The sequence below is a fragment of the Lentibacter sp. genome (genome assembly GCF_965658795.1).
Taxonomy (GTDB): domain Bacteria; phylum Pseudomonadota; class Alphaproteobacteria; order Rhodobacterales; family Rhodobacteraceae; genus Lentibacter.
In genome coordinates this window covers 234,890-252,473 of sequence record NZ_CBFHTG010000001.1, presented here as the reverse complement: position 1 = coordinate 252,473, position 17,584 = coordinate 234,890, and the positions used below count along the sequence as shown (strand labels likewise).

Here is a 17,584-nt window from a genome sequence, read left to right as displayed (position 1 = left end):
TCTGTCCCCTTTATGGCTCGAGCGGGTCTGGTTTGCACCCGTATCTGGTCACGAAAAAAGCCAGCCACGGAGCACTCCGCAGCTGGCTTCTGATAGGTTTTGGCCCCCGAAAGGGCGCCCGCTACGCCGTTAGCAACGGGACGGGTATGTCTGGCAGTAGGCAACGTTGCCAACCGCGCCGATGAGCGCACCGGTGGCAAGATCGCCCTTGGTGACTGCGGCCGCTGCAACACCTGCGCCGCTGCCCATGAGGGCTTGCTCGCCAAAGGTGTCACCGCATCCGCTGAGCAGCACAGCCGCACTGAGGGCTGCAACGTATTTTGTAAATCTTCGCATGTCTCTTTGCCTCGCTTTGGTTTGTTCAGAGCCGTCTGCGCGGCTCCTATGCTCCAAAGATTAGGCATAAAGCGTCGCAGTGCCAAACTCGCAGACGGCGACTTCTTGCCACCTGTGGCCGAAAAAAAGCAGGACGCGCGACGTTGGGGGCAGCCGCGACGCCCTGCAGAGGAAGGGTAACGGGCAGAGCAACCGCTCTGCGCCCGAGGTCGGGCAACCATCACATTCTGAGCATTACACAGGCCTGCCTGCGGCGAAAGAGGCACGTCCGGAACCGCTCCGAACTGAGCTGTTCCCTGCTCAAATACAGATTGGCTCGGCAAAATCATGCCTGCCCCTCTTCAACATAAGTGCCGTCAAAGATATCAGGGAAAGCGACCTGCGCAGCCTCTACATTGATCCGCAGAAGCGCATCGTAGCTTGCAGGGTCAAACGGATCTTCTGCGGCGACAACCTCACGGCCGAACAGCCACGAGATACGCCCTGCATCAAGGTTTCCGCGCTCAAAGGGCTCATCGCCGAAATGCGCCCAAAGCGCTGCCATAAAGGCCACATCGGCGCGCTTGTCCGCAGGCCTGCGGTCGCGGAAGCGCTCGCGCGTTGTAATGGGCGTCACGCCTCGCGGGTTGGCGCGGCGGATAACAAACTGGAAGTCGGTGCCGGAAAGCCGGCCAGGGAAGCCACGGTGCTTTAGCATGATGCCTCCTCCTTCTGTGAGGGTTCATCAAAAAAAGCGGTCGGGGCGAAGGCGGGCCGCAAAGCCCGCCCTCTGAAACTCTTATTTGTACTTGCCGGTGTAGGATGGCTCAACCGAGATGGGCGCCGGATCAACGACGACATAGGTGTCGTCAGGTGTCGAGCTGCTGCCGCAGGCTGATACAGTGGCCACGAGGCCGAGGGCACAAAGGGCTTTAAGTGTCTTTGACATTGTTTACTCCTGTCATTTTGCTCTGACATGAGCGGAGAGTTCTCCGCGTCCTGCCTCTCATACGAGATGCGCGCTCCAACGGGAGCGCATCCGCGCATCATAGCAGATTTGCAGGATTTCCAATATCTTCCCGGCGCGATCATGCCACTCTGTGGCGCGAATGCAGCTAATGCCACATCGGCTGAGCCTAAGGTCGCAATATGTTGTGGTTGCATCAAAACTGCTCCCATATGCAGACACCGTCCTGAAGCGTAAATTGCTCAAAATACTGCACAACACCCGCGTCACTGACACCAAACTCCAGAGGTTTATCCGAGTAAGATATCATCACGCGGTCAATCGTTTCGGGGTTTCCTTGAAGTCGGGGCACAGCATAATCCTGACACAACGTCATAAAATCATCCACCAACGCGTCAAACCCCTGCCCAGCCTCCTGCCCCAGCTCCGGCACAACAAACCGAAAGCGCGCATAGGTAAACATGCCGTCAGGTTTCACCTCAACAAACTCTTCCAGCAGCTCCGGCGAAAGCCCCGAAGGCAAGCTCGGCAGGCTTTGCCCAGCCGCAGGCAGGCCCGAAAGAGCCAAACCTGTAGCCAGCAAGGAAGAGAAAGACGCGCGCATCAATTGGCCCTTACAGCGGAATATTGTCGTGTTTTTTCCACGGCATAGAGAGCTTTTTGTTGCGAAGGCTCGCAAAGGCACGGCTGACACGCTTACGTGTGCTGTGCGGCATGATCACCTCGTCGATAAAGCCACGCTCAGCCGCCACAAAGGGGTTCGCAAAGCGCTCTTCATAGTCTGCTGCATGCTGCGCGATCTTCTCCGCATCGCCCGCATCGGCGCGGTGGATAATCTCTGTTGCGCCCTTGGCACCCATCACCGCGATTTCCGATGTTGGCCAAGCGTAGTTGAAGTCACCCTGAAGGTGCTTTGAGCTCATCACAACATAAGCGCCACCATAGGCCTTACGCGTGATCACTGTCACCTTGGGGACAGTCGCTTCACCGTAGGCAAACAGAAGCTTCGCCCCGTGCTTGATCACACCGCGATACTCCTGCCCCGTTCCGGGCAGGAAGCCCGGCACATCCACAAGCGTCAGGATCGGAATTTCAAAGCAATCACAGAAGCGGACAAACCGCGCGGCTTTGCGCGAGCTGTCAATATCCAGCACGCCTGCCAAAACCATCGGCTGGTTGGCAACAACGCCCACGGTCTGGCCTTCAAGGCGCATGAACCCCGTGATGATATTGCCCGCAAAATCGGCCTGAATTTCGTAAAAATCGCCCTCATCGGCGATCTTCAAGATCAGCTCTTTCATATCGTAAGGCTGGTTCGGGTTCTCGGGAATCAGCGTATCAAGGCTGGCTTCCGCACGGTGCGGCTCGTCAAAGAACGGGCGCACAGGCGGCTTTTCCTTGTTGTTCATCGGCAAGAAATCAACAAGGCGGCGCACTTCGGCGATGGCCTCGACATCATTTTCAAACGCCGCATCCGCGACAGAAGACTTTTTCGTGTGAGTCGATGCACCGCCCAGCTCTTCCGCTGTCACTTGCTCGTTGGTCACGGTCTTGACCACGTCAGGCCCGGTCACAAACATGTAGGAGCTGTCTTTGACCATAAAGATAAAGTCAGTCATCGCCGGTGAATACACCGCGCCACCAGCGCATGGGCCCATGATCAAGCTGATCTGCGGCACAACGCCAGAGGCTTGAATATTGCGCTTAAAGACTTCGCCGTAGCCTGCAAGGCTATCGACACCCTCCTGAATACGCGCCCCACCTGAGTCGTTGATCCCGATCACAGGCGCGCCATTTTGCATCGCCATATCCATGATCTTGCAGATTTTCTCGGCATGTGTCGCCGACACAGAGCCGCCCAGAACCGTGAAGTCCTGAGAGAAGACATAAACCATACGGCCGTTGATCGTGCCCCAGCCCGTGATGACGCCATCGCCAGCAGGCTTTTGCTTTTCCATGCCAAAATCGGTGCAGCGGTGCGTTTTGAACATGTCAAATTCTTCAAAACTGCCCTCATCAAGCAAGAGCTCGACCCGCTCACGCGCTGTGAGCTTGCCTTTGCTGTGCTGCGACGCGATCCGCTTTTCGCCGCCGCCAAGGCGCGCTTGTGCACGGTGCTCTTCGAGCTTCTGGAGAATGTCTTTCATCATACGTCCCCTTATGGTTTTACCTGTCTATACAGGCTTGCAAGCCTCCTCAAAAGCTCAAAGCGGCAAATTTGCAAACTATACTCCGAATATTATTGGCTAATTGCATAACTGCAAATAACGCAACGGCCTGCCCGCGCCATCTGGACTTTGCCAAAATCGAGGCCTAGGCCTTTGAGAATGCAAATGCTCCCCAAGAGTCGCTTCTTTGACAGAACGACACCGCCCCACATCATGACGCTCGTCTGCCTGACAGGCCTGTCAGCGCTCGCCATGAACATCTTCCTGCCTTCTCTCGACGGGATGACCGCCTACTTCAACACCGAATACGCCTTCATGCAGCTTTCGGTGGCGCTCTATCTGGCGATCAACGGGTTCTTGCAGCTTTTCATTGGCCCGATCTCCGACAAATACGGCCGCCGCATCGTGATCTTGTGGGGCTTGGGGCTGTTCAACCTCGCCACTCTCGGCTGCCTCATGGCGCCAAATGCCGAAGTTTTCATGGTCTTCCGGATGTTCCAAGCCGTCATCGCTGTCGCCATGGTCTTGGCGCGCGCCGTCGTGCGCGACATCTACCCCCAAGACCAAGCCGCCTCGATGATCGGCTATGTGACCATGGGCATGTCGCTCGTCCCCATGATTGCGCCCGCAATCGGCGGTATCCTTGAGGTCTGGTATGGCTGGCACGCCAGCTTCTGGATGCTCTTTGCCTGCGGCATCGCGCTCTTTGTGGTGACATGGTTTGATCTGGCCGAGACCGCCGCCCCAAGCACCAACACGCTGCGCCAGCAGTTTGGCGAGTATCCCGAGCTGCTCAGATCGCCGCGCTTCTGGGGCTATTGCATGGCCTCGGCTCTCTCGTCGGGTGCATTCTTTGCCTACCTCGGCGGCGCGCCCTTTGTGGGCGTTCAGGTCTACGGCCTCTCCCCTGATCAGCTCGGGCTTTACTTCGCAGCCCCGGGGGCCGGCTACTTCGTCGGCAATTTCATCACAGCCCGCTTTTCGGCGCGCATCGGCATCAACGCGATGATCTTTTGGGGCAATGTGATCTGCGCAACAGCGCTTTTGCCTGCTCTCCTCTTGAGCCTCTCGGGCGCAGGCTCTCCCGCGGCCTTCTTCAGCTGCGTCATGATCCTCGGGATCGGCAACGGGATGGTCATCCCCAATGCCCAGGCCGGAATGCTTTCGGTGCGCCCACATCTCGCAGGAACAGCCGCAGGCCTTGGCAGCGCCATCATGATCGGGGGCGGCGCAGCCCTCTCGGCCATCGCAGGTGCCTTGCTCAAACCCGGCTCAACAGACTTGCCGCTTATCACCCTGATGATGCTCTGCTGCGTGGCGGCTCTTGGCGTCATCATGCTGGTCAACCGCCGCGAAAAGCGCCTGCACCTCTCATAGAGCGGCTGACAAAGGTTTTGCGCAAACACGTATCCAGAGCTTGCCAGACAGGCTTTGCAAAGGCACAGTGTCAGCCAAGCTAATTTGCAAACCTTACAGGGTCGCCTCATGCCCCAGCAAAAACTCTACGCAGGTGCCAAGCTGCGCGAAACCCGCAACCGCCTTGGCCTCACCCAGAAGGATTTCGCCCAGAAGCTCGGCGTCTCCCTGCCCTATCTGAACCAGATGGAGAACAACAAGCGCCCCGTCTCAACCACGGTTGTTCTGGGCCTTGCGCAGGAATTCGGCTTTGATGTGACCGAGCTCACCTCGGCTGACAGCGAGCGCCTTGTCTCGGATATGCGCGAAGCGATGGCAGACCCCGTCTTTGCCGATGACCCGCCCCCGCTGGCCGACTTGCGCCTCGCCGCGTCCAATGCACCGGGTCTTGCGCGGGCCTTTCTGGCCCTCCACAACGCCTACCGCCAGACCCATGAGCGCCTTGCATCGCTTGACGAAGCACTGGGGCGCGAAGACGCCCGCCCCCAAGCCAGCCCATGGGATGAGGTGCGTGACTTCTTTCACTATTGTGACAACTACATTGATGCTGTGGATCGCGCCGCCGAGCATTTTGCCGCCCAAAGCAGCGATATCCGCCAAACAGCCGTGCGCGCCCTGCGCGATGAAGGCATCACTGTCCACGAGCTTGACCGCGCCGAGCTGCGCAACTTTGACCGCGAAACGCGCACGCTCACGCTTTCCACGCGTTCAAGCCTTGGCACACGCAACTTCCAGCTCTTGCTACAGCTGGCGCTTCTCAAACAAAACAAGCTCATAGAGGCCACCCTTGATCTGGCGCGTTTCCAGTCGCCCGAGGCGCGCACCATCGCCAAAATCGGCCTTGCAAACTACTTCGCAGGGGCCGCGCTCATGCCCTACACCGCCTTTCTCGCCGCCGCGCGCGAAACACGGCATGATCTGGAAATGCTCGCGCGCCGCTTCGGGGCCTCTATCGAGCAGGTGGCGCACCGCCTCTCCACGCTCCAGCGCCCGGGCGCCAAGGGTGTGCCGTTCTTCTTCGTGCGCGTCGATCAGGCAGGCACAATCACCAAACGCCACTCCGCCACGCGGCTGCAATTTGCGCGCTTCGGCGGCGCTTGTCCGCTCTGGAACGTGCACCGCGCGTTTGAGACACCGGGCCGCTTTCTGCGCCAACTTGCCGAAACACCCGATGGCGTGCGCTACATTTCTATCGCGCGTGACGTGAGCAAAACGGGTGGACAGTTCGGCGCACCCACCCGCCGCTTTGCCATCGCCCTTGGCTGCGATGTCGCGCATGCCAGCGAGATCGTCTACGCTGACGGACTGGATGTGAGCGAGCGTCAGAGCTTTGAACCCATCGGGATTTCGTGCCGCATTTGCGAGCGCACCAACTGCCACCAGCGGTCTGTGCCCCCGCTGGAGCGCCGCCTCACCATCAACCCCGACAGCCGCGGCGTCTTGCCATACGAAGTCGGCTGAGCGCAGACGGGGCCGCAAAAAAAGGCGGCAGGTCTCCCCACCGCCTGTCTATCACTTTGCAAAAGGGCTTAGGCCGACAGCATCTTGTAGATTTCGTCCTTCAGAGCGCCGCGCTTTTTGCGCATCTCTTCCTCGGCAAACTGGCCAACAGGCTCTACATTTGTTTCAGCGCGATGCACCGCGCGGTTTATCTCGTGATACTCCTCGGCAAGACGTGCAAAATGCGCATCTGAAGCCTTCAATTCACCGACTTTGCTGGCAAATTCTGGGAATTCTTCGTGAAGTTCGTGTGGCGTGTTTGACATGCTCTGTCTCCTGTTCATGTGTCACAAAAGAGCCTAAGGCCTGCCACGCCGCCCCACCTTGATCCCAATCAATAAAAATCAAAAATCGCACGCCATGCGCGCGCGCGGCTATCGCTTGGCTTTCCGCCACCCCGCCGCGCGCGCTTCGGCATCAGAGCAGAACCAGCGCTCGCCTTTGGCTGTGTTGATCGACGTGCGCTCATAGTGCTCCTGTCCGCGCACATGATAGATCCGCACCCCTTTGGACGAGATATTGCCCTTGATCGCACAGCTCGCATCAGGGGCGACGCGCCCGGTGCTCTGCCCGTTCACCCGCGCCGCACGAAAGGCGGCAGGGTCTTGCACGAGGCTTCCGTGAAGGCCCTTATCAGTGATCGCGGCGCGCTTTTCATCAAGGTCATAGTCCATCGCATATTTGCGATAGGCAAAGGCCAGCCCCTCTTGCACGAGCCACCGGCCCACATCTGTGCCATCGGCAGTACAGCGCGCAACGATGCGCCCGTAGCGGTCGCGATCCACCTCGACACAGCGTGCCTGCTTGCCTTGAAAGCGCGCGCGCGTGCGCTCGGTCACCCATTTGCCACAGGCCCAAATACCTCCATCAGCGTTCTGGCACGTCTGGCCAGCCTCAGGCGCATCAATCCCGAAAAACCGTATGGTTTGGCCCGCCACATGAGCGGTATCGCCATCCACAATGTCCATACGCCCTGCCACATCCGCTGCCCCATAGCCCGGAACACAGAGAAGAGACGCCAAAAGCGCGGCCGATGCGATATTAACCATTCTTAACATTTGGTTAATATGCGCTCAGGCTGGCGTCAGCTCAACGCGAAAAAAAGACTGGGTTAACGCTGCTTTGACCGCCACTCAGGATGCACCCAAGGCACCTCGTTGGCCGCCGCCAAAGGCGCACGCCCGAGGATGTGATCGCTCGCTTTTTCACCTGTCATGATAGACGGCCCGTTGAGGTTACCGTTTGTAATCCTTGGGAAAATCGAGCTGTCTGCCACACGCAACCCCTCAACACCAATGACACGGCACTCAGGGTCGACCACAGCCCAAGGGTCCTCTCTGCGGCCCATTTTACACGTACCACAGGGATGGTAGGCGCTCTCGGCATGTTCGCGAATAACATCGTTCAGCTCATCATCGCTCTGGGCGGCCATACCGGGCTGGATTTCGTGCTTCACATAAGGCGCAAAGGCCTCTTGCCCAAAGATCTCCCGCGTCAGCCGGATACAGCGGCGAAAGTCTTCCCAATCACTCTCCAAACTCATGTAATTAAAAAGAATTTTCGGTGCATCTACAGGGTCGGAAGACCGCAGCGTTACCGCCCCGCGCGAGGCCGAACGCATTGGCCCGGTATGGGCCTGAAAGCCATGACCTTCGGCCACAGTCTGCCCGTCATAGCGCACCGCGATTGGCAGAAAATGGTACTGAATATCAGGATACTCAATCCCCGCCCGGCTGCGGATAAACGCGCAGCTCTCAAAGTTGTTCGACGCCCCTAGCCCCGTCTTTGTAAAGAGCCACTGCGCCCCAATCAGAGCCTTTGAAAACAGGTTCCAGTGCTTATAAAGCGTGATCGGCAGCTTGGAGGCATACTGGATATACATCTCCAGATGGTCCTGCAAATTCTGCCCCACGCCCTTACGATCCGCGACAACCTCAATCCCGTGCTCCGCCAGATGGGCTGCTGGGCCAATGCCGGACAGCATCAACAACTTGGGCGAGTTAAACGCGCTCGCTGCCAAGATCACCTCCGCACGCGCATGGATGACCTCACTCCTGCCCCCGCGCTTGATCTGCACGCCCGTGGCGCGCCCGTCCTCGATCACGACTTTCTCCGCCAAACCGCGCACCAACGTGCAGTTTTCCCGCGCCAATGCTGGCTTAAGATAGGCATTTGCCGCTGACCAGCGCCGCCCCTTGTGCACCGTCTGCTCAAAGGCGCCAAAGCCTTCTTGTTGCTCACCATTGTAATCAGCCGTCACAGGGTAGCCCGCCTGTCGCCCTGCCTCGACAAAAGCATGAAACAAGGGGTTTTTGCGCGGCCCTCGGCTTACATGCAGCGGCCCGTCTGTGCCTCGCCATGCAGGGTCGCCACCGTGGCCGCCATCGTCCCAGCTTTCCATTCTCTTGTAGTAGGGGAGCACATCCGCATAGCCCCAGCCCTCAGCGCCGCTGTCACGCCAGTGGTCAAAGTCCCGCGCATGGCCGCGCACATAGACCATCCCATTGATCGAACTTGACCCACCAACCACTTTACCACGGGGCGCAACCAGACGCCGCCCGCCCAAATGCGGCTCAGGCTCCGTCATGTAGCCCCAGTCATACCGCTTCATATTCATCGGATAGCTGAGCGCCGCAGGCATCTGGATCAGCGGCCCCGCATCTGTGCCCCCATGCTCAATCACGATGACTGACTTTCCGGCCTCACTCAAACGGTAGGCCATGGCACAGCCCGCAGAGCCTGCGCCGACAATCACATAGTCTGCTTGCATGTTTATTCCCCTCGCGGAAAGCGCTGGTTTTCTTCCAACACGTTGAGGTCCATGTGGTTGCGCATGTAGCGCTCGGAGGCTTTTTGCAGCGGCTGGTAATCCCAAGGGAAGTATCCGCCCTCTCGCAACGCCTCATAAACCACCCACCGTCGCGCCTGACTTTGGCGCACATCCGCGTCAAACGCCTCCAGATCCCAGCGTTCCGCGGCCATCATGCGAAACGTCTCCAAGACATCTGCCGCATCGGTTTCGCCCGCCAGATTGGTGCGCTCATGCGGATCAGCCTCAAGGTCAAAGAGCTGCTCGGGGTCGAGCGCGCAGTTGGTATACTTCCACTTGTCTTGACGCAAACACACCAATGGCGAATAGCTTGCTTCTGCCGCATATTCCATGGCCACAGGGCTTTTGCGCACCCCGTCTTGCCCTAGCTTCACAAGGCTCTCTCCCGTCGTCCAGGGCATCACCTCGTCCATACTCACACCGGCAAGGTCACACAGCGTGGGGCAGACGTCGATATTGCTCACAGGCGTCTCCACCAGCCCCGCCGCCATCTGCGGCGCAGCAATCATCATGGGCACACGCGCCGAGCCTTCCAGAAAGCTCATCTTAAACCACAATCCACGTTCCCCGAGCATATCCCCATGATCAGAGACAAATAGAATTGTCGCCTCCTGACGTGTTGCGTCCAAGGCATCCAGAATTTCGCCAACCTTGTCATCGAGGTAGGAAATATTGGCAAAATAAGCGCGCCGCGACCGGCGTATATTGTCTTCTGTAATGTCAAAAGAGCGCCAGTCATTGGCATCAAAAATGCGCTGGCTGTGCGGGTCGTGGTCCTCATAGTCAAAGGCTGGCACATCAGGCAGAAGATGCGCGCAATCCTCGTACAAATCCCAGTATTTCTTGCGCGCCACATAGGGGTCATGGGGGTGGGTAAAGCTCACCGTCATGCACCAAGGCCGCGTATCAAGACCGCGCCCGTAGTCATAAATCTTGCGCGTCGCATGATAGGCCACTTCGTCATCATACTCGAGCTGGTTGGTGATCTCGGCAACGCCTGCCCCCGTGACAGACCCCATATTATGATACCACCAGTCGATCCGCTCCCCCGGTTTGCGGTAATCTGGCGTCCAGCCGAAGTCGGGCGGATAAATATCCGTGGTCATCCGTTCCTCAAAGCCATGAAGCTGGTCAGGCCCGACAAAGTGCATCTTCCCGCTCAAACAGGTCTGATAGCCCGCGCGGCGCAGATGGTGGGCATATGTCGGCAGACTTGAAGCAAACTCGGCCGCATTGTCATAGACCCCGGTCGCGCTTGGCAATTGGCCTGTCATAAACGCAGCCCGACCGGGCGCGCACAGCGGGCTGGCCGTGTAGGCGTTCTTGAAGCGGGTCGAGCGCGCCGCCAGCTTTTTCAAGTTGGGGGCATGAAGCCACTCTGCTGGCCCATCCGGAAAGAAGGTGCCATTGAGCTGATCCACCATGATGATAAGAATATTCGGCTTGGTCATTTTACCTCTCCCAGCTCAAGCTGGACATAACCCATGATTTGTTCGAGCGCGCGTGCGCCGTTTGGCTCCGCCTCACCCAGTGATTGGCGCAAATACACACCGTCGATCAAAGCCGCGACGCGGCTCGCTGCGGCCTCGGCCCTGTCTCCAACAAGCGGGCGCAGCGCATGGGCAAGGTTAGAGCGCAAGCGGCGGTGATAAATGTTCAAAAGGCGCTTCGCTTCCGGTGACACCTGCGCCAAGACATAAAAGTTCAGCCATGCGGCCACCGTCTCACTGCGAAAGTTGCGGCTTGAAAACGACGCCCGCACAATCGCCTCGATGCGTTGCGCCGCACCCTGCGCCATCACAAGCGCGCCCCGTACTTCCGCCGCATAAACGCCCATCGTATAGCGCATCGCGGCAACGAAAATCTGCTCTTTGCCGCCAAAATAGTGGTGCGCCAAAGCACTCGACATGCCCGCACGCCGCGCAATCTGGCTCACGGTCACATCAAGCGTCCCGTGTTGGCCAATTTCGGCAATAGTTGCTTTTACGAGAGCCTGTCTTCGAATAGGCTCCATCCCAAGTTTCGGCATTGCAGCGCCTCTTCAGTTGCGATGCAGAGATTGTTTTGTTTTTATTGATGCGTCAATCAATAAAAACGCCCTCAACAGGAGAAAGAAGAATGAGTTTGAAGTTCACCCTATCCACAATGGCTCTATTTGCAGCCACATCAGCCTTTGCAGACGGCGCATGCGATAAAATCACATTCTCGGACGTTGGCTGGACTGACATCACAGCCACCACAGCCGCAACCACGACCGTGCTGGAAGCGCTCGGTTATGAAACCGACATCAAGCTGTTGTCTGTGCCCGTCACATACACAGCCATGGCCCAAGGCGATATCGATGTGTTCCTCGGCAACTGGATGCCGACAATGGAAGCCGACATCGCCCCCTACCGCGAGGCAGGCACGGTTGAAACTGTGCGCGAAAACCTCGAAGGCGCAAAATATACTCTCGCCGTCAACAAGGCCGCGATGGACTTGGGCATCAAGGACTTTGCCGATATCGCCACACACCGCGACGCGCTGGATGACAAGATTTTCGGCATCGAGCCCGGCAATGACGGCAACCGCCTGATCGAAACCATGATCGACAGCAACGCGTTTGATCTGAACGGGTTTGAAGTGGCCGAAAGCTCCGAGCAAGGCATGCTGTCACAGGTGGATCGCGCCAATAAGAAAGGCGAGCCGATCGTCTTCCTCGGGTGGGAGCCACACCCCATGAACGCCAATTTTGAAATGGGCTATCTGACAGGTGGCGACGCGTACTTCGGCCCAAACTTTGGCGGCGCAACCGTCTACACCAACACACGCGCAGGCTATGTTGAAGAATGTGCAAATGTCGGCGCGCTCTTGGGCAACCTCAAGTTTTCACTCGCCATGGAAAACGAAATCATGGGCGCGATCCTGAACGATGGTGCAGATCCGGCCGAAGCCGCCACAGCGTGGCTCAAAGCCAACCCTGATGCAGCCATGGCATGGCTTGACGGCGTGACCACAAAAGATGGTGGCGACGCGGCAGCAGCCCTCAAAGCGGCTCTTGGCATGTAAAGCAGATTTGGGCGGGCCAGACCATGGCCCGCCTTTTTGACCCACGATATATACACCTCAAAACCGACAAGCGCACCGAGCGCCCCAAGGACAGATCTCATGCGCTGGCAATGGCTCCAAACTCTTATTGATGACGATGGCAAACTTGAAATCGGCAAAACCATTGCGGCAGGTTTTGACTGGCTGACCGATAGCTTTGGTGGCGCGTTTGATGTGCTTGAAACCCTCCTCAGCGCCTCCATTGACGGGGCGCTTTTTCTCTTGCAGTTTCCCCCGCCCCTCATAGTCGTTGCGCTTTTTGCGGCCCTCACATGGGTGCTGCAACGCTCTTGGAAGCGGACTTTGCTTGTGGTGCTCTGCTTTGGCTTTGTGATCAATCAGGGCTATTGGGAAGAGGCCACAGAAAGCCTCGCGCTTATCTTGTTTGCTGGCATATTCTGCATGGGCGTCGGCGTGCCCATCGGCATCTACGCAGCCCATCGCCCGCGCGTATACCAAGCCATGCTCCCTGTGCTCGACATGATGCAAACCATCCCCACCTTTGTATACCTCATCCCGATGATCGTTCTGTTCGGTATTGGCATGGTCCCGGGCCTTGTGGCCACATTCATATTCGTTTTGCCCGCCCCCATCAGGCTCACGCAACTTGGCATTTCCCGCACCCCTGTGACACTTATCGAGGCTGCCCGCGCCTTTGGCGCGACCCCCCGTCAGCTCTTGTGGCGCGTTGAGCTGCCCTCGGCCCTGCCCCAGATCATGGCAGGCCTGAACCAGACAATCATGCTCTCCCTGTCGATGGTTGTCATCGCGGCGCTCGTTGGCGCAGACGGGCTTGGTGTACCGGTGGTGCGTGCGCTCAACACGGTCAATGCCTCTCTCGGCTTTGAGAGCGGCTTGGTCATTGTCGCCGTCGCCATCGCCCTTGATAGAATGCTGCGCGTGGAGGCAAAAACATGACATCCGAAACAGCCGTTTCCTTTGACAACGTCTCAATCGTCTTTGGCCCGACACCTGCCAAAGCCCTCCCCTTGATGGACGCAGGCCAGAGCCGCGCCGAGATCCAAGACCAAACAGGCCAGGTTCTGGGCGTCCACAATTGCAGCCTTGATGTGGCCAAAGGCGAAATCCTTGTGCTGATGGGGCTGTCAGGTTCGGGCAAGTCAACGCTCTTGCGCGCAGTCAACGGGCTCAACCCTGTTGCACGCGGCAACGTCAGCGTGTCTGGCCAAGGTGGCATGCGCTCGGTCACCCAAGCCAGCGCAGCAGAATTGCGCGAAATGCGCCTCACCCAAGTCTCGATGGTCTTCCAGCAGTTCGGGCTGCTGCCATGGCGTACCGTTGCCGAAAATGTCGGCCTCGGGCTTGAGTTTGGCGGCCTAGCTGCCCCGGAGCGGCGCGACATCATACGCGAACAGCTTGAGCTTGTCGGCCTCACAGATTGGGCTGACCGCAAAGTCGCAGAGCTCTCAGGCGGGATGCAGCAACGCGTCGGCTTGGCACGCGCATTTGCCACAAACGCCCCTATTCTGCTCATGGACGAACCCTTCTCAGCGCTCGATCCGCTCATTCGCACCCGCCTGCAAGACGAGCTGCTAGAGCTTCAAGCGCGGCTGGGGCGTACGATCATATTTGTCTCACACGACCTTGACGAAGCCTTCAAGCTGGGCGGCCGTATCGCCATCATGGAGGGGGGGCGCATCGTGCAATGCGGCACCCCACAAGAAATCTACACAAACCCCGCCAACCCTTATGTTGCCGAGTTCGTCGCCCATATGAACCCTCTTGGCGTTCTGACACCACGAGATGTTATGGAACCCCTGACAAAAGCCGCAAAAGGCACTGTCGCCGCGGATGCGAAACTCTCATCGCTGATGGAGCATTTCCGGGCGCAAGAGGCTCCTGTTCAGGTGGTTGAAAAGGGTGCTGCCATCGGACAGATCACCAAAACAGCGATCCTCGACCGCCTTCTCGCCCCCGCAAGCTAAGGGAGAGGGCGCAGCCATCGCAGGCCTTGTCAGGGTTAGAATTTGGTCGCTGGCACAGCAGGTGTGCGCATCTTTCGTTTCAGCGCAGCCTCGCGCATTGTGATAAAGGCAATAGAGCCAATAATCACAAGGCCACCGACCACGACCCAAGGGTCAATGCCCTCGTTGAAAACAACCGCGCCCAGAACCACAGCCCAAACCAGCTGCAAGAAGCTGACAGGCTGGGTCACCGTTACAGGCGCGGCGGCAAAGGCCATCGACATCGTAAAATGCCCCGCCGTCGCGAGGGCCGCCACAGCAAAGAGCACAGCCAGCTCCCCCGCCGTGGGTGTGACCCAGTTGGCAAGAGCGAGCGGCGCAAGCCCAACTGTCACAGTGACAGACAGCATGGTCACCACAACAGCGGGGTTGGTTTCATCTGACATGAGCTTGGCAACGAGATACGATGTGGCAAAGAACACTGCGGCAAAAACCATGGCCAAATGCCCTGGCCCAACTTCTCGAAAGCCTGGCCGCAGAATGATCAGCGCGCCGACAAGTGCCGCGACAACGGCCAGGATCCGCCGCAGCGCGAGCTTTTCCCCCAAAAACAGCGCTGCCCCCAAAGTGACATAGATCGGGGAGAGATAGTTCATCGCCGTGACATCCGCGATCGGGATTCGCGCCATGGCATAAAACCAAAGCGTCACGCCGCCGGTGTGGGCAATGCCGCGCAGCCAGAAGAGCTTGTGCTGGCGCAGGGTCAAATGGGCTTTGCGCATAGCGCCAACCATAGGGATCAGAAAAACCAGCCCCATAGCGTAGCGCAAGAATGCGGACTCAGCTGCTGGAATGCGTGTTCCGTTGAACTTCACAAGCGCCGTCACGGCGACAAAAAGCAGCCCCGTCACAAGCATCCAGATCACACCCATAACAGGCTGGTAGGCGTTCTTTTCATTCATCTGTTAAGAAAGCCACGAAGCCCTGCCCCCTGCAAGGGCAAAACGCGCTTTAGAGAACGAGCTTCACCGCAATCGCCCACATGGTTGCGCCGACAACAGCATCCAAAATCTGCCACGAGCGCGGCTTTGCAAAGAACGGTCGCAAAAGCCGCGCGCCATAGCCCAGCGAGAAGAAAAACACAAAGCTCGACGTCATCGCACCAAGTGCAAACCCAAGCTTGTTCTCCCATTGCGCGCTAATCGAGCCCAGCAAAACAACGGTATCAAGGTAAACATGCGGGTTGAGCCAGGTGAGCATCAACACCGTTCCCAAAACCCCTTTTAGCGAGCTGCGCACACGCCCCTCTGTCTCAAGCGCCTGCCCACCGCGCCATGCGGCCAGAAAATTGTGCGCGCCATACCAGACCAAAAATGCAGCCCCCCCATATCGCATTACGCTCTCAAGCCACGGCAGCGCTTCGGCCAGCGCGCCAAACCCGGCCACGCCAACGGCAATGAGCAGCGCGTCAGAAATGGCACAGGTCAGCACCGCTGCAAAAACGTGCTCACGGCGAATACCTTGGCGCAGCACAAAAGCGTTTTGCGCGCCAATGGCCAAAATAAGCGAAAGCCCAAGGGCAAAACCAGCTGCTGCAGCCTGCATATTCTTGTGTCTCCTCGACTTGTTCCTATGCCTACCGAGGGCAGGCGCATAAAACAAACGAATACAGCTAAACGAACATTAGGATGGCTTATGTCCCTCGACACAAAGCAGCTCGCAGCGCTCGCCGAAATCCTGCGTCAAGGCAGCTTTGAAGCAGCCGCAGCGGCTCTTGGCGTCACCCAATCGGCCATTTCCCAAAGGCTGAAGGCGCTGGAAGACAGTTTTGGCTGTATCTTGGTGGAGCGCAGCACCCCCTGCCGAGGCACCGCCGCAGGCCTCAGGCTGGCCGCACACGCTGATGCCGTCGCGCTGATGGAAGCCGACCTCGCCCGCAGCTTGGGGCTTGGCGGCCCAAGATCACACTCTTCCCAGCGCGTCCGCATCGCGGTCAACGCCGACAGCCTCGCCACATGGCTGCCCGCCGCATTGGATGACACAGGGCAATTTAGCTTTGAGCTTATGGTAGATGACGAAACCGTGTCTGCCGACTGGTTGCGCCGCGGCGAGGTCATGGCCGCGGTCACAACCCAACAAAGCCCCGTGCAGGGCTGCAATGTGCACAAGCTCGGCGCCATGCGCTATGTCGCAACCGCCGCGCCGGAGTTCATTCACAAGTGGCTACCCGATGGGGCCACACCTGCGGCGATGGCCATGGCTCCTATGCTGCGCTTTAGCCTGAATGATGCGCTCCAGCCGAACTGGCTCAAGCGCCACATCAGCGCCGGGCTGCATCCTCCTGTGCACTTTGTGCCCTCAACCACCGGCTTTGTTCAGGCCACGCTTGCGGGCCTTGGCTGGGCGCTCAATCCGGAGAGCCTTGTCGCCGAACACCTCGCGCGCGGCACCCTTGTCGAGCTCAAACCCGACAGCCGCCTTGATACGGGCCTCTACTGGCAAGTCAGCCGCATCCTTGCGCCCGCGCTTGCAGAGGTCACAGACAAATTGTGTCACACAGCAAAAAGGGCGCTGGAGCCACTGACAGCCCAACGCCCTTAATCTCGCCTTGTGTCAGAGGGGCTTACTCTTCGCCCAACTGCGCCATAACCTCGTCAGAGGCCTCAAAGTTTGTTGTGACAGTCTGGACATCGTCATCATCTTCCAGCGCATCAATAAGCTTCATCAGCTTTTGCATATCTTCAAGGCCCATGTCCGTCGTCGTCGTGGGGCGCCAGATAAGCTTGGTGCTGTCACTCTCGCCAAGCTCGGCTTCCAGCGCATTGGACACTTCGTTCAGGTCGGTATCGGCACACCAGATAATATGCTCTTCGTCACCGCTCTCGACGTCTTCGGCACCAGCCTCGATCGCCGCCATCATCACAGTGTCTGCATCGCCAACGCTGGCGGGGTAGCTCACAGCGCCCTTGCGATCAAACATGAAGCCAACAGAGCCCGTCTCGCCCAGATTGCCGCCGTTTTTTGTAAACAGCGAACGCACATTGCTTGCCGTGCGGTTGCGGTTGTCGGTCATCGTCTCGACAATCACAGCCACACCGTTCGGCCCGTAGCCCTCATAACGGATCTCTTCATAGGCCTCGCCTTCACCGCCAATCGCTTTCTTGATCGCGCGCTCGATGTTGTCTTTCGGCATCGACTGGCTCTTGGCCTCTTTCACTGCAAGGCGCAGGCGTGGGTTCTTTTCGGGGTCAGGGTCGCCCATCTTTGCGGCAACCGTGATCTCTTTAGAAAACTTTGAAAACAGCTTTGAGCGCAGTTTGTCCTGACGCCCTTTGCGGTGTTGAATATTTGCCCATTTGGAATGGCCTGCCATGGT

Annotated in this window: 19 protein-coding genes; 6 read left to right on the top strand and 13 right to left on the bottom strand. The window is 58.3% G+C overall.

Features of this window, described 5'->3' with window-relative positions; translation table 11 throughout:
* Positions 1–129 precede the first annotated feature (129 nt).
* The 5 genes from ACTG3X_RS01340 to ACTG3X_RS01320 form a co-directional block, all read right to left on the bottom strand.
* A complete protein-coding gene (locus ACTG3X_RS01340) occupies positions 130–336 on the bottom strand; it encodes a hypothetical protein (protein ID WP_439109419.1) in 207 nt (68 codons plus the stop codon).
* A 325-nt stretch (positions 337–661) separates the two neighbouring features.
* Positions 662–1,033 (bottom strand): hypothetical protein, encoded by a 372-nt coding sequence (locus ACTG3X_RS01335; protein ID WP_439109418.1) that lies wholly within the window; start codon positions 1,031–1,033, stop codon positions 662–664.
* Positions 1,034–1,114: 81 nt separating this feature from the next.
* Positions 1,115–1,264, bottom strand: coding sequence for a hypothetical protein (locus ACTG3X_RS01330; RefSeq protein ID WP_439109417.1), 150 nt, complete (start codon positions 1,262–1,264; stop codon positions 1,115–1,117).
* A gap of 214 nt (positions 1,265–1,478) precedes the next feature.
* Complete coding sequence (locus ACTG3X_RS01325; RefSeq protein ID WP_439109416.1) at positions 1,479–1,886, bottom strand: DUF6497 family protein; 408 nt, start codon at positions 1,884–1,886, stop codon at positions 1,479–1,481.
* A gap of 10 nt (positions 1,887–1,896) precedes the next feature.
* The gene (locus tag ACTG3X_RS01320; protein ID WP_439109415.1) at positions 1,897–3,429 is read right to left on the bottom strand and encodes an acyl-CoA carboxylase subunit beta; all 1,533 of its coding nucleotides are present in this window, start codon (positions 3,427–3,429) and stop codon (positions 1,897–1,899) included.
* 180 nt (positions 3,430–3,609) lie between these two features.
* Here ACTG3X_RS01320 and ACTG3X_RS01315 point away from each other — a divergent pair, with 180 nt between their 5' ends.
* Positions 3,610–4,827 (top strand): multidrug effflux MFS transporter, encoded by a 1,218-nt coding sequence (locus tag ACTG3X_RS01315; protein WP_439109414.1) that lies wholly within the window; start codon positions 3,610–3,612, stop codon positions 4,825–4,827.
* Between the two features lie 108 nt (positions 4,828–4,935).
* Positions 4,936–6,327, top strand: coding sequence for a helix-turn-helix domain-containing protein (locus ACTG3X_RS01310; RefSeq protein ID WP_439109413.1), 1,392 nt, complete (start codon positions 4,936–4,938; stop codon positions 6,325–6,327).
* Positions 6,328–6,395: 68 nt separating this feature from the next.
* Here ACTG3X_RS01310 and ACTG3X_RS01305 read toward each other — a convergent pair whose 3' ends face one another.
* The 5 genes from ACTG3X_RS01305 to betI all read right to left on the bottom strand — a co-directional run bounded on the left by ACTG3X_RS01305 (position 6,396) and on the right by betI (position 11,225).
* Positions 6,396–6,632, bottom strand: coding sequence for a YdcH family protein (locus tag ACTG3X_RS01305; protein WP_439109412.1), 237 nt, complete (start codon positions 6,630–6,632; stop codon positions 6,396–6,398).
* A gap of 108 nt (positions 6,633–6,740) precedes the next feature.
* On the bottom strand, positions 6,741–7,415 hold the full coding sequence (locus tag ACTG3X_RS01300) for a thermonuclease family protein (RefSeq protein ID WP_439109411.1): 675 nt from the start codon (positions 7,413–7,415) through the stop codon (positions 6,741–6,743).
* Positions 7,416–7,477: 62 nt separating this feature from the next.
* Entirely contained in the window at positions 7,478–9,136 is a 1,659-nt protein-coding gene (gene betA, locus ACTG3X_RS01295) for a choline dehydrogenase (protein ID WP_439109410.1), read from the bottom strand.
* A 2-nt stretch (positions 9,137–9,138) separates the two neighbouring features.
* Positions 9,139–10,647: a choline-sulfatase gene (betC, locus tag ACTG3X_RS01290; protein ID WP_439109409.1), complete on the bottom strand. Its 1,509-nt coding sequence runs from the start codon at positions 10,645–10,647 to the stop codon at positions 9,139–9,141.
* Complete coding sequence (gene betI / locus ACTG3X_RS01285; protein WP_439109408.1) at positions 10,644–11,225, bottom strand: choline-binding transcriptional repressor BetI; 582 nt, start codon at positions 11,223–11,225, stop codon at positions 10,644–10,646. Before betI ends, betC begins: the two co-directional genes overlap by 4 nt.
* Before the next feature lie 89 nt (positions 11,226–11,314).
* Here betI and choX point away from each other — a divergent pair, with 89 nt between their 5' ends.
* From choX to choV, 3 genes are all read left to right on the top strand, one after another.
* Complete coding sequence (choX, locus tag ACTG3X_RS01280) at positions 11,315–12,244, top strand: choline ABC transporter substrate-binding protein (RefSeq protein ID WP_439109407.1); 930 nt, start codon at positions 11,315–11,317, stop codon at positions 12,242–12,244.
* A 99-nt stretch (positions 12,245–12,343) separates the two neighbouring features.
* On the top strand, positions 12,344–13,201 hold the full coding sequence (choW, locus tag ACTG3X_RS01275; protein ID WP_439109406.1) for a choline ABC transporter permease subunit: 858 nt from the start codon (positions 12,344–12,346) through the stop codon (positions 13,199–13,201).
* Complete coding sequence (gene choV, locus ACTG3X_RS01270) at positions 13,198–14,229, top strand: choline ABC transporter ATP-binding protein (RefSeq protein WP_439109405.1); 1,032 nt, start codon at positions 13,198–13,200, stop codon at positions 14,227–14,229. The genes choW and choV overlap by 4 nt, the downstream gene beginning before the upstream one ends.
* A gap of 35 nt (positions 14,230–14,264) precedes the next feature.
* Here choV and ACTG3X_RS01265 read toward each other — a convergent pair whose 3' ends face one another.
* A complete protein-coding gene (locus tag ACTG3X_RS01265; protein ID WP_439109404.1) occupies positions 14,265–15,170 on the bottom strand; it encodes a DMT family transporter in 906 nt (301 codons plus the stop codon).
* A 49-nt stretch (positions 15,171–15,219) separates the two neighbouring features.
* A complete protein-coding gene (locus ACTG3X_RS01260) occupies positions 15,220–15,813 on the bottom strand; it encodes a LysE/ArgO family amino acid transporter (protein WP_439109403.1) in 594 nt (197 codons plus the stop codon).
* 90 nt (positions 15,814–15,903) lie between these two features.
* Between ACTG3X_RS01260 and ACTG3X_RS01255 the strand changes: the two genes are divergently transcribed.
* Positions 15,904–16,809, top strand: coding sequence for a LysR family transcriptional regulator ArgP (locus tag ACTG3X_RS01255; protein ID WP_439109402.1), 906 nt, complete (start codon positions 15,904–15,906; stop codon positions 16,807–16,809).
* A gap of 22 nt (positions 16,810–16,831) precedes the next feature.
* Here the strand turns inward: ACTG3X_RS01255 and ACTG3X_RS01250 are convergent, their stop codons facing one another.
* A complete protein-coding gene (locus ACTG3X_RS01250; RefSeq protein WP_439109401.1) occupies positions 16,832–17,581 on the bottom strand; it encodes a YebC/PmpR family DNA-binding transcriptional regulator in 750 nt (249 codons plus the stop codon).
* Positions 17,582–17,584: the final 3 nt, after the last annotated feature.

Excerpts from the sequence above, each read along its gene's own strand:
- betC (WP_439109409.1), bottom strand. The coding sequence starts at position 10,647 with ATGACCAAGCCGAATATTCTTATCATCATGGTGGATCAGCTCAATGGC.
- choW (WP_439109406.1), top strand. The coding sequence starts at position 12,344 with ATGCGCTGGCAATGGCTCCAAACTCTTATTGATGACGATGGCAAACTT.
- ACTG3X_RS01300 (WP_439109411.1), bottom strand. The coding sequence starts at position 7,415 with ATGGTTAATATCGCATCGGCCGCGCTTTTGGCGTCTCTTCTCTGTGTT.
- ACTG3X_RS01310 (WP_439109413.1), top strand. The coding sequence starts at position 4,936 with ATGCCCCAGCAAAAACTCTACGCAGGTGCCAAGCTGCGCGAAACCCGC.
- ACTG3X_RS01325 (WP_439109416.1), bottom strand. The coding sequence starts at position 1,886 with ATGCGCGCGTCTTTCTCTTCCTTGCTGGCTACAGGTTTGGCTCTTTCG.
- ACTG3X_RS01305 (WP_439109412.1), bottom strand. The coding sequence starts at position 6,632 with ATGTCAAACACGCCACACGAACTTCACGAAGAATTCCCAGAATTTGCC.
- ACTG3X_RS01330 (WP_439109417.1), bottom strand. The coding sequence starts at position 1,264 with ATGTCAAAGACACTTAAAGCCCTTTGTGCCCTCGGCCTCGTGGCCACT.
- ACTG3X_RS01265 (WP_439109404.1), bottom strand. The coding sequence starts at position 15,170 with ATGAATGAAAAGAACGCCTACCAGCCTGTTATGGGTGTGATCTGGATG.
- choV (WP_439109405.1), top strand. The coding sequence starts at position 13,198 with ATGACATCCGAAACAGCCGTTTCCTTTGACAACGTCTCAATCGTCTTT.
- betA (WP_439109410.1), bottom strand. The coding sequence starts at position 9,136 with ATGCAAGCAGACTATGTGATTGTCGGCGCAGGCTCTGCGGGCTGTGCC.
- ACTG3X_RS01250 (WP_439109401.1), bottom strand. The coding sequence starts at position 17,581 with ATGGCAGGCCATTCCAAATGGGCAAATATTCAACACCGCAAAGGGCGT.
- ACTG3X_RS01260 (WP_439109403.1), bottom strand. The coding sequence starts at position 15,813 with ATGCAGGCTGCAGCAGCTGGTTTTGCCCTTGGGCTTTCGCTTATTTTG.
- ACTG3X_RS01335 (WP_439109418.1), bottom strand. The coding sequence starts at position 1,033 with ATGCTAAAGCACCGTGGCTTCCCTGGCCGGCTTTCCGGCACCGACTTC.
- ACTG3X_RS01315 (WP_439109414.1), top strand. The coding sequence starts at position 3,610 with ATGCAAATGCTCCCCAAGAGTCGCTTCTTTGACAGAACGACACCGCCC.
- ACTG3X_RS01320 (WP_439109415.1), bottom strand. The coding sequence starts at position 3,429 with ATGAAAGACATTCTCCAGAAGCTCGAAGAGCACCGTGCACAAGCGCGC.
- ACTG3X_RS01340 (WP_439109419.1), bottom strand. The coding sequence starts at position 336 with ATGCGAAGATTTACAAAATACGTTGCAGCCCTCAGTGCGGCTGTGCTG.
- betI (WP_439109408.1), bottom strand. The coding sequence starts at position 11,225 with ATGCCGAAACTTGGGATGGAGCCTATTCGAAGACAGGCTCTCGTAAAA.
- choX (WP_439109407.1), top strand. The coding sequence starts at position 11,315 with ATGAGTTTGAAGTTCACCCTATCCACAATGGCTCTATTTGCAGCCACA.
- ACTG3X_RS01255 (WP_439109402.1), top strand. The coding sequence starts at position 15,904 with ATGTCCCTCGACACAAAGCAGCTCGCAGCGCTCGCCGAAATCCTGCGT.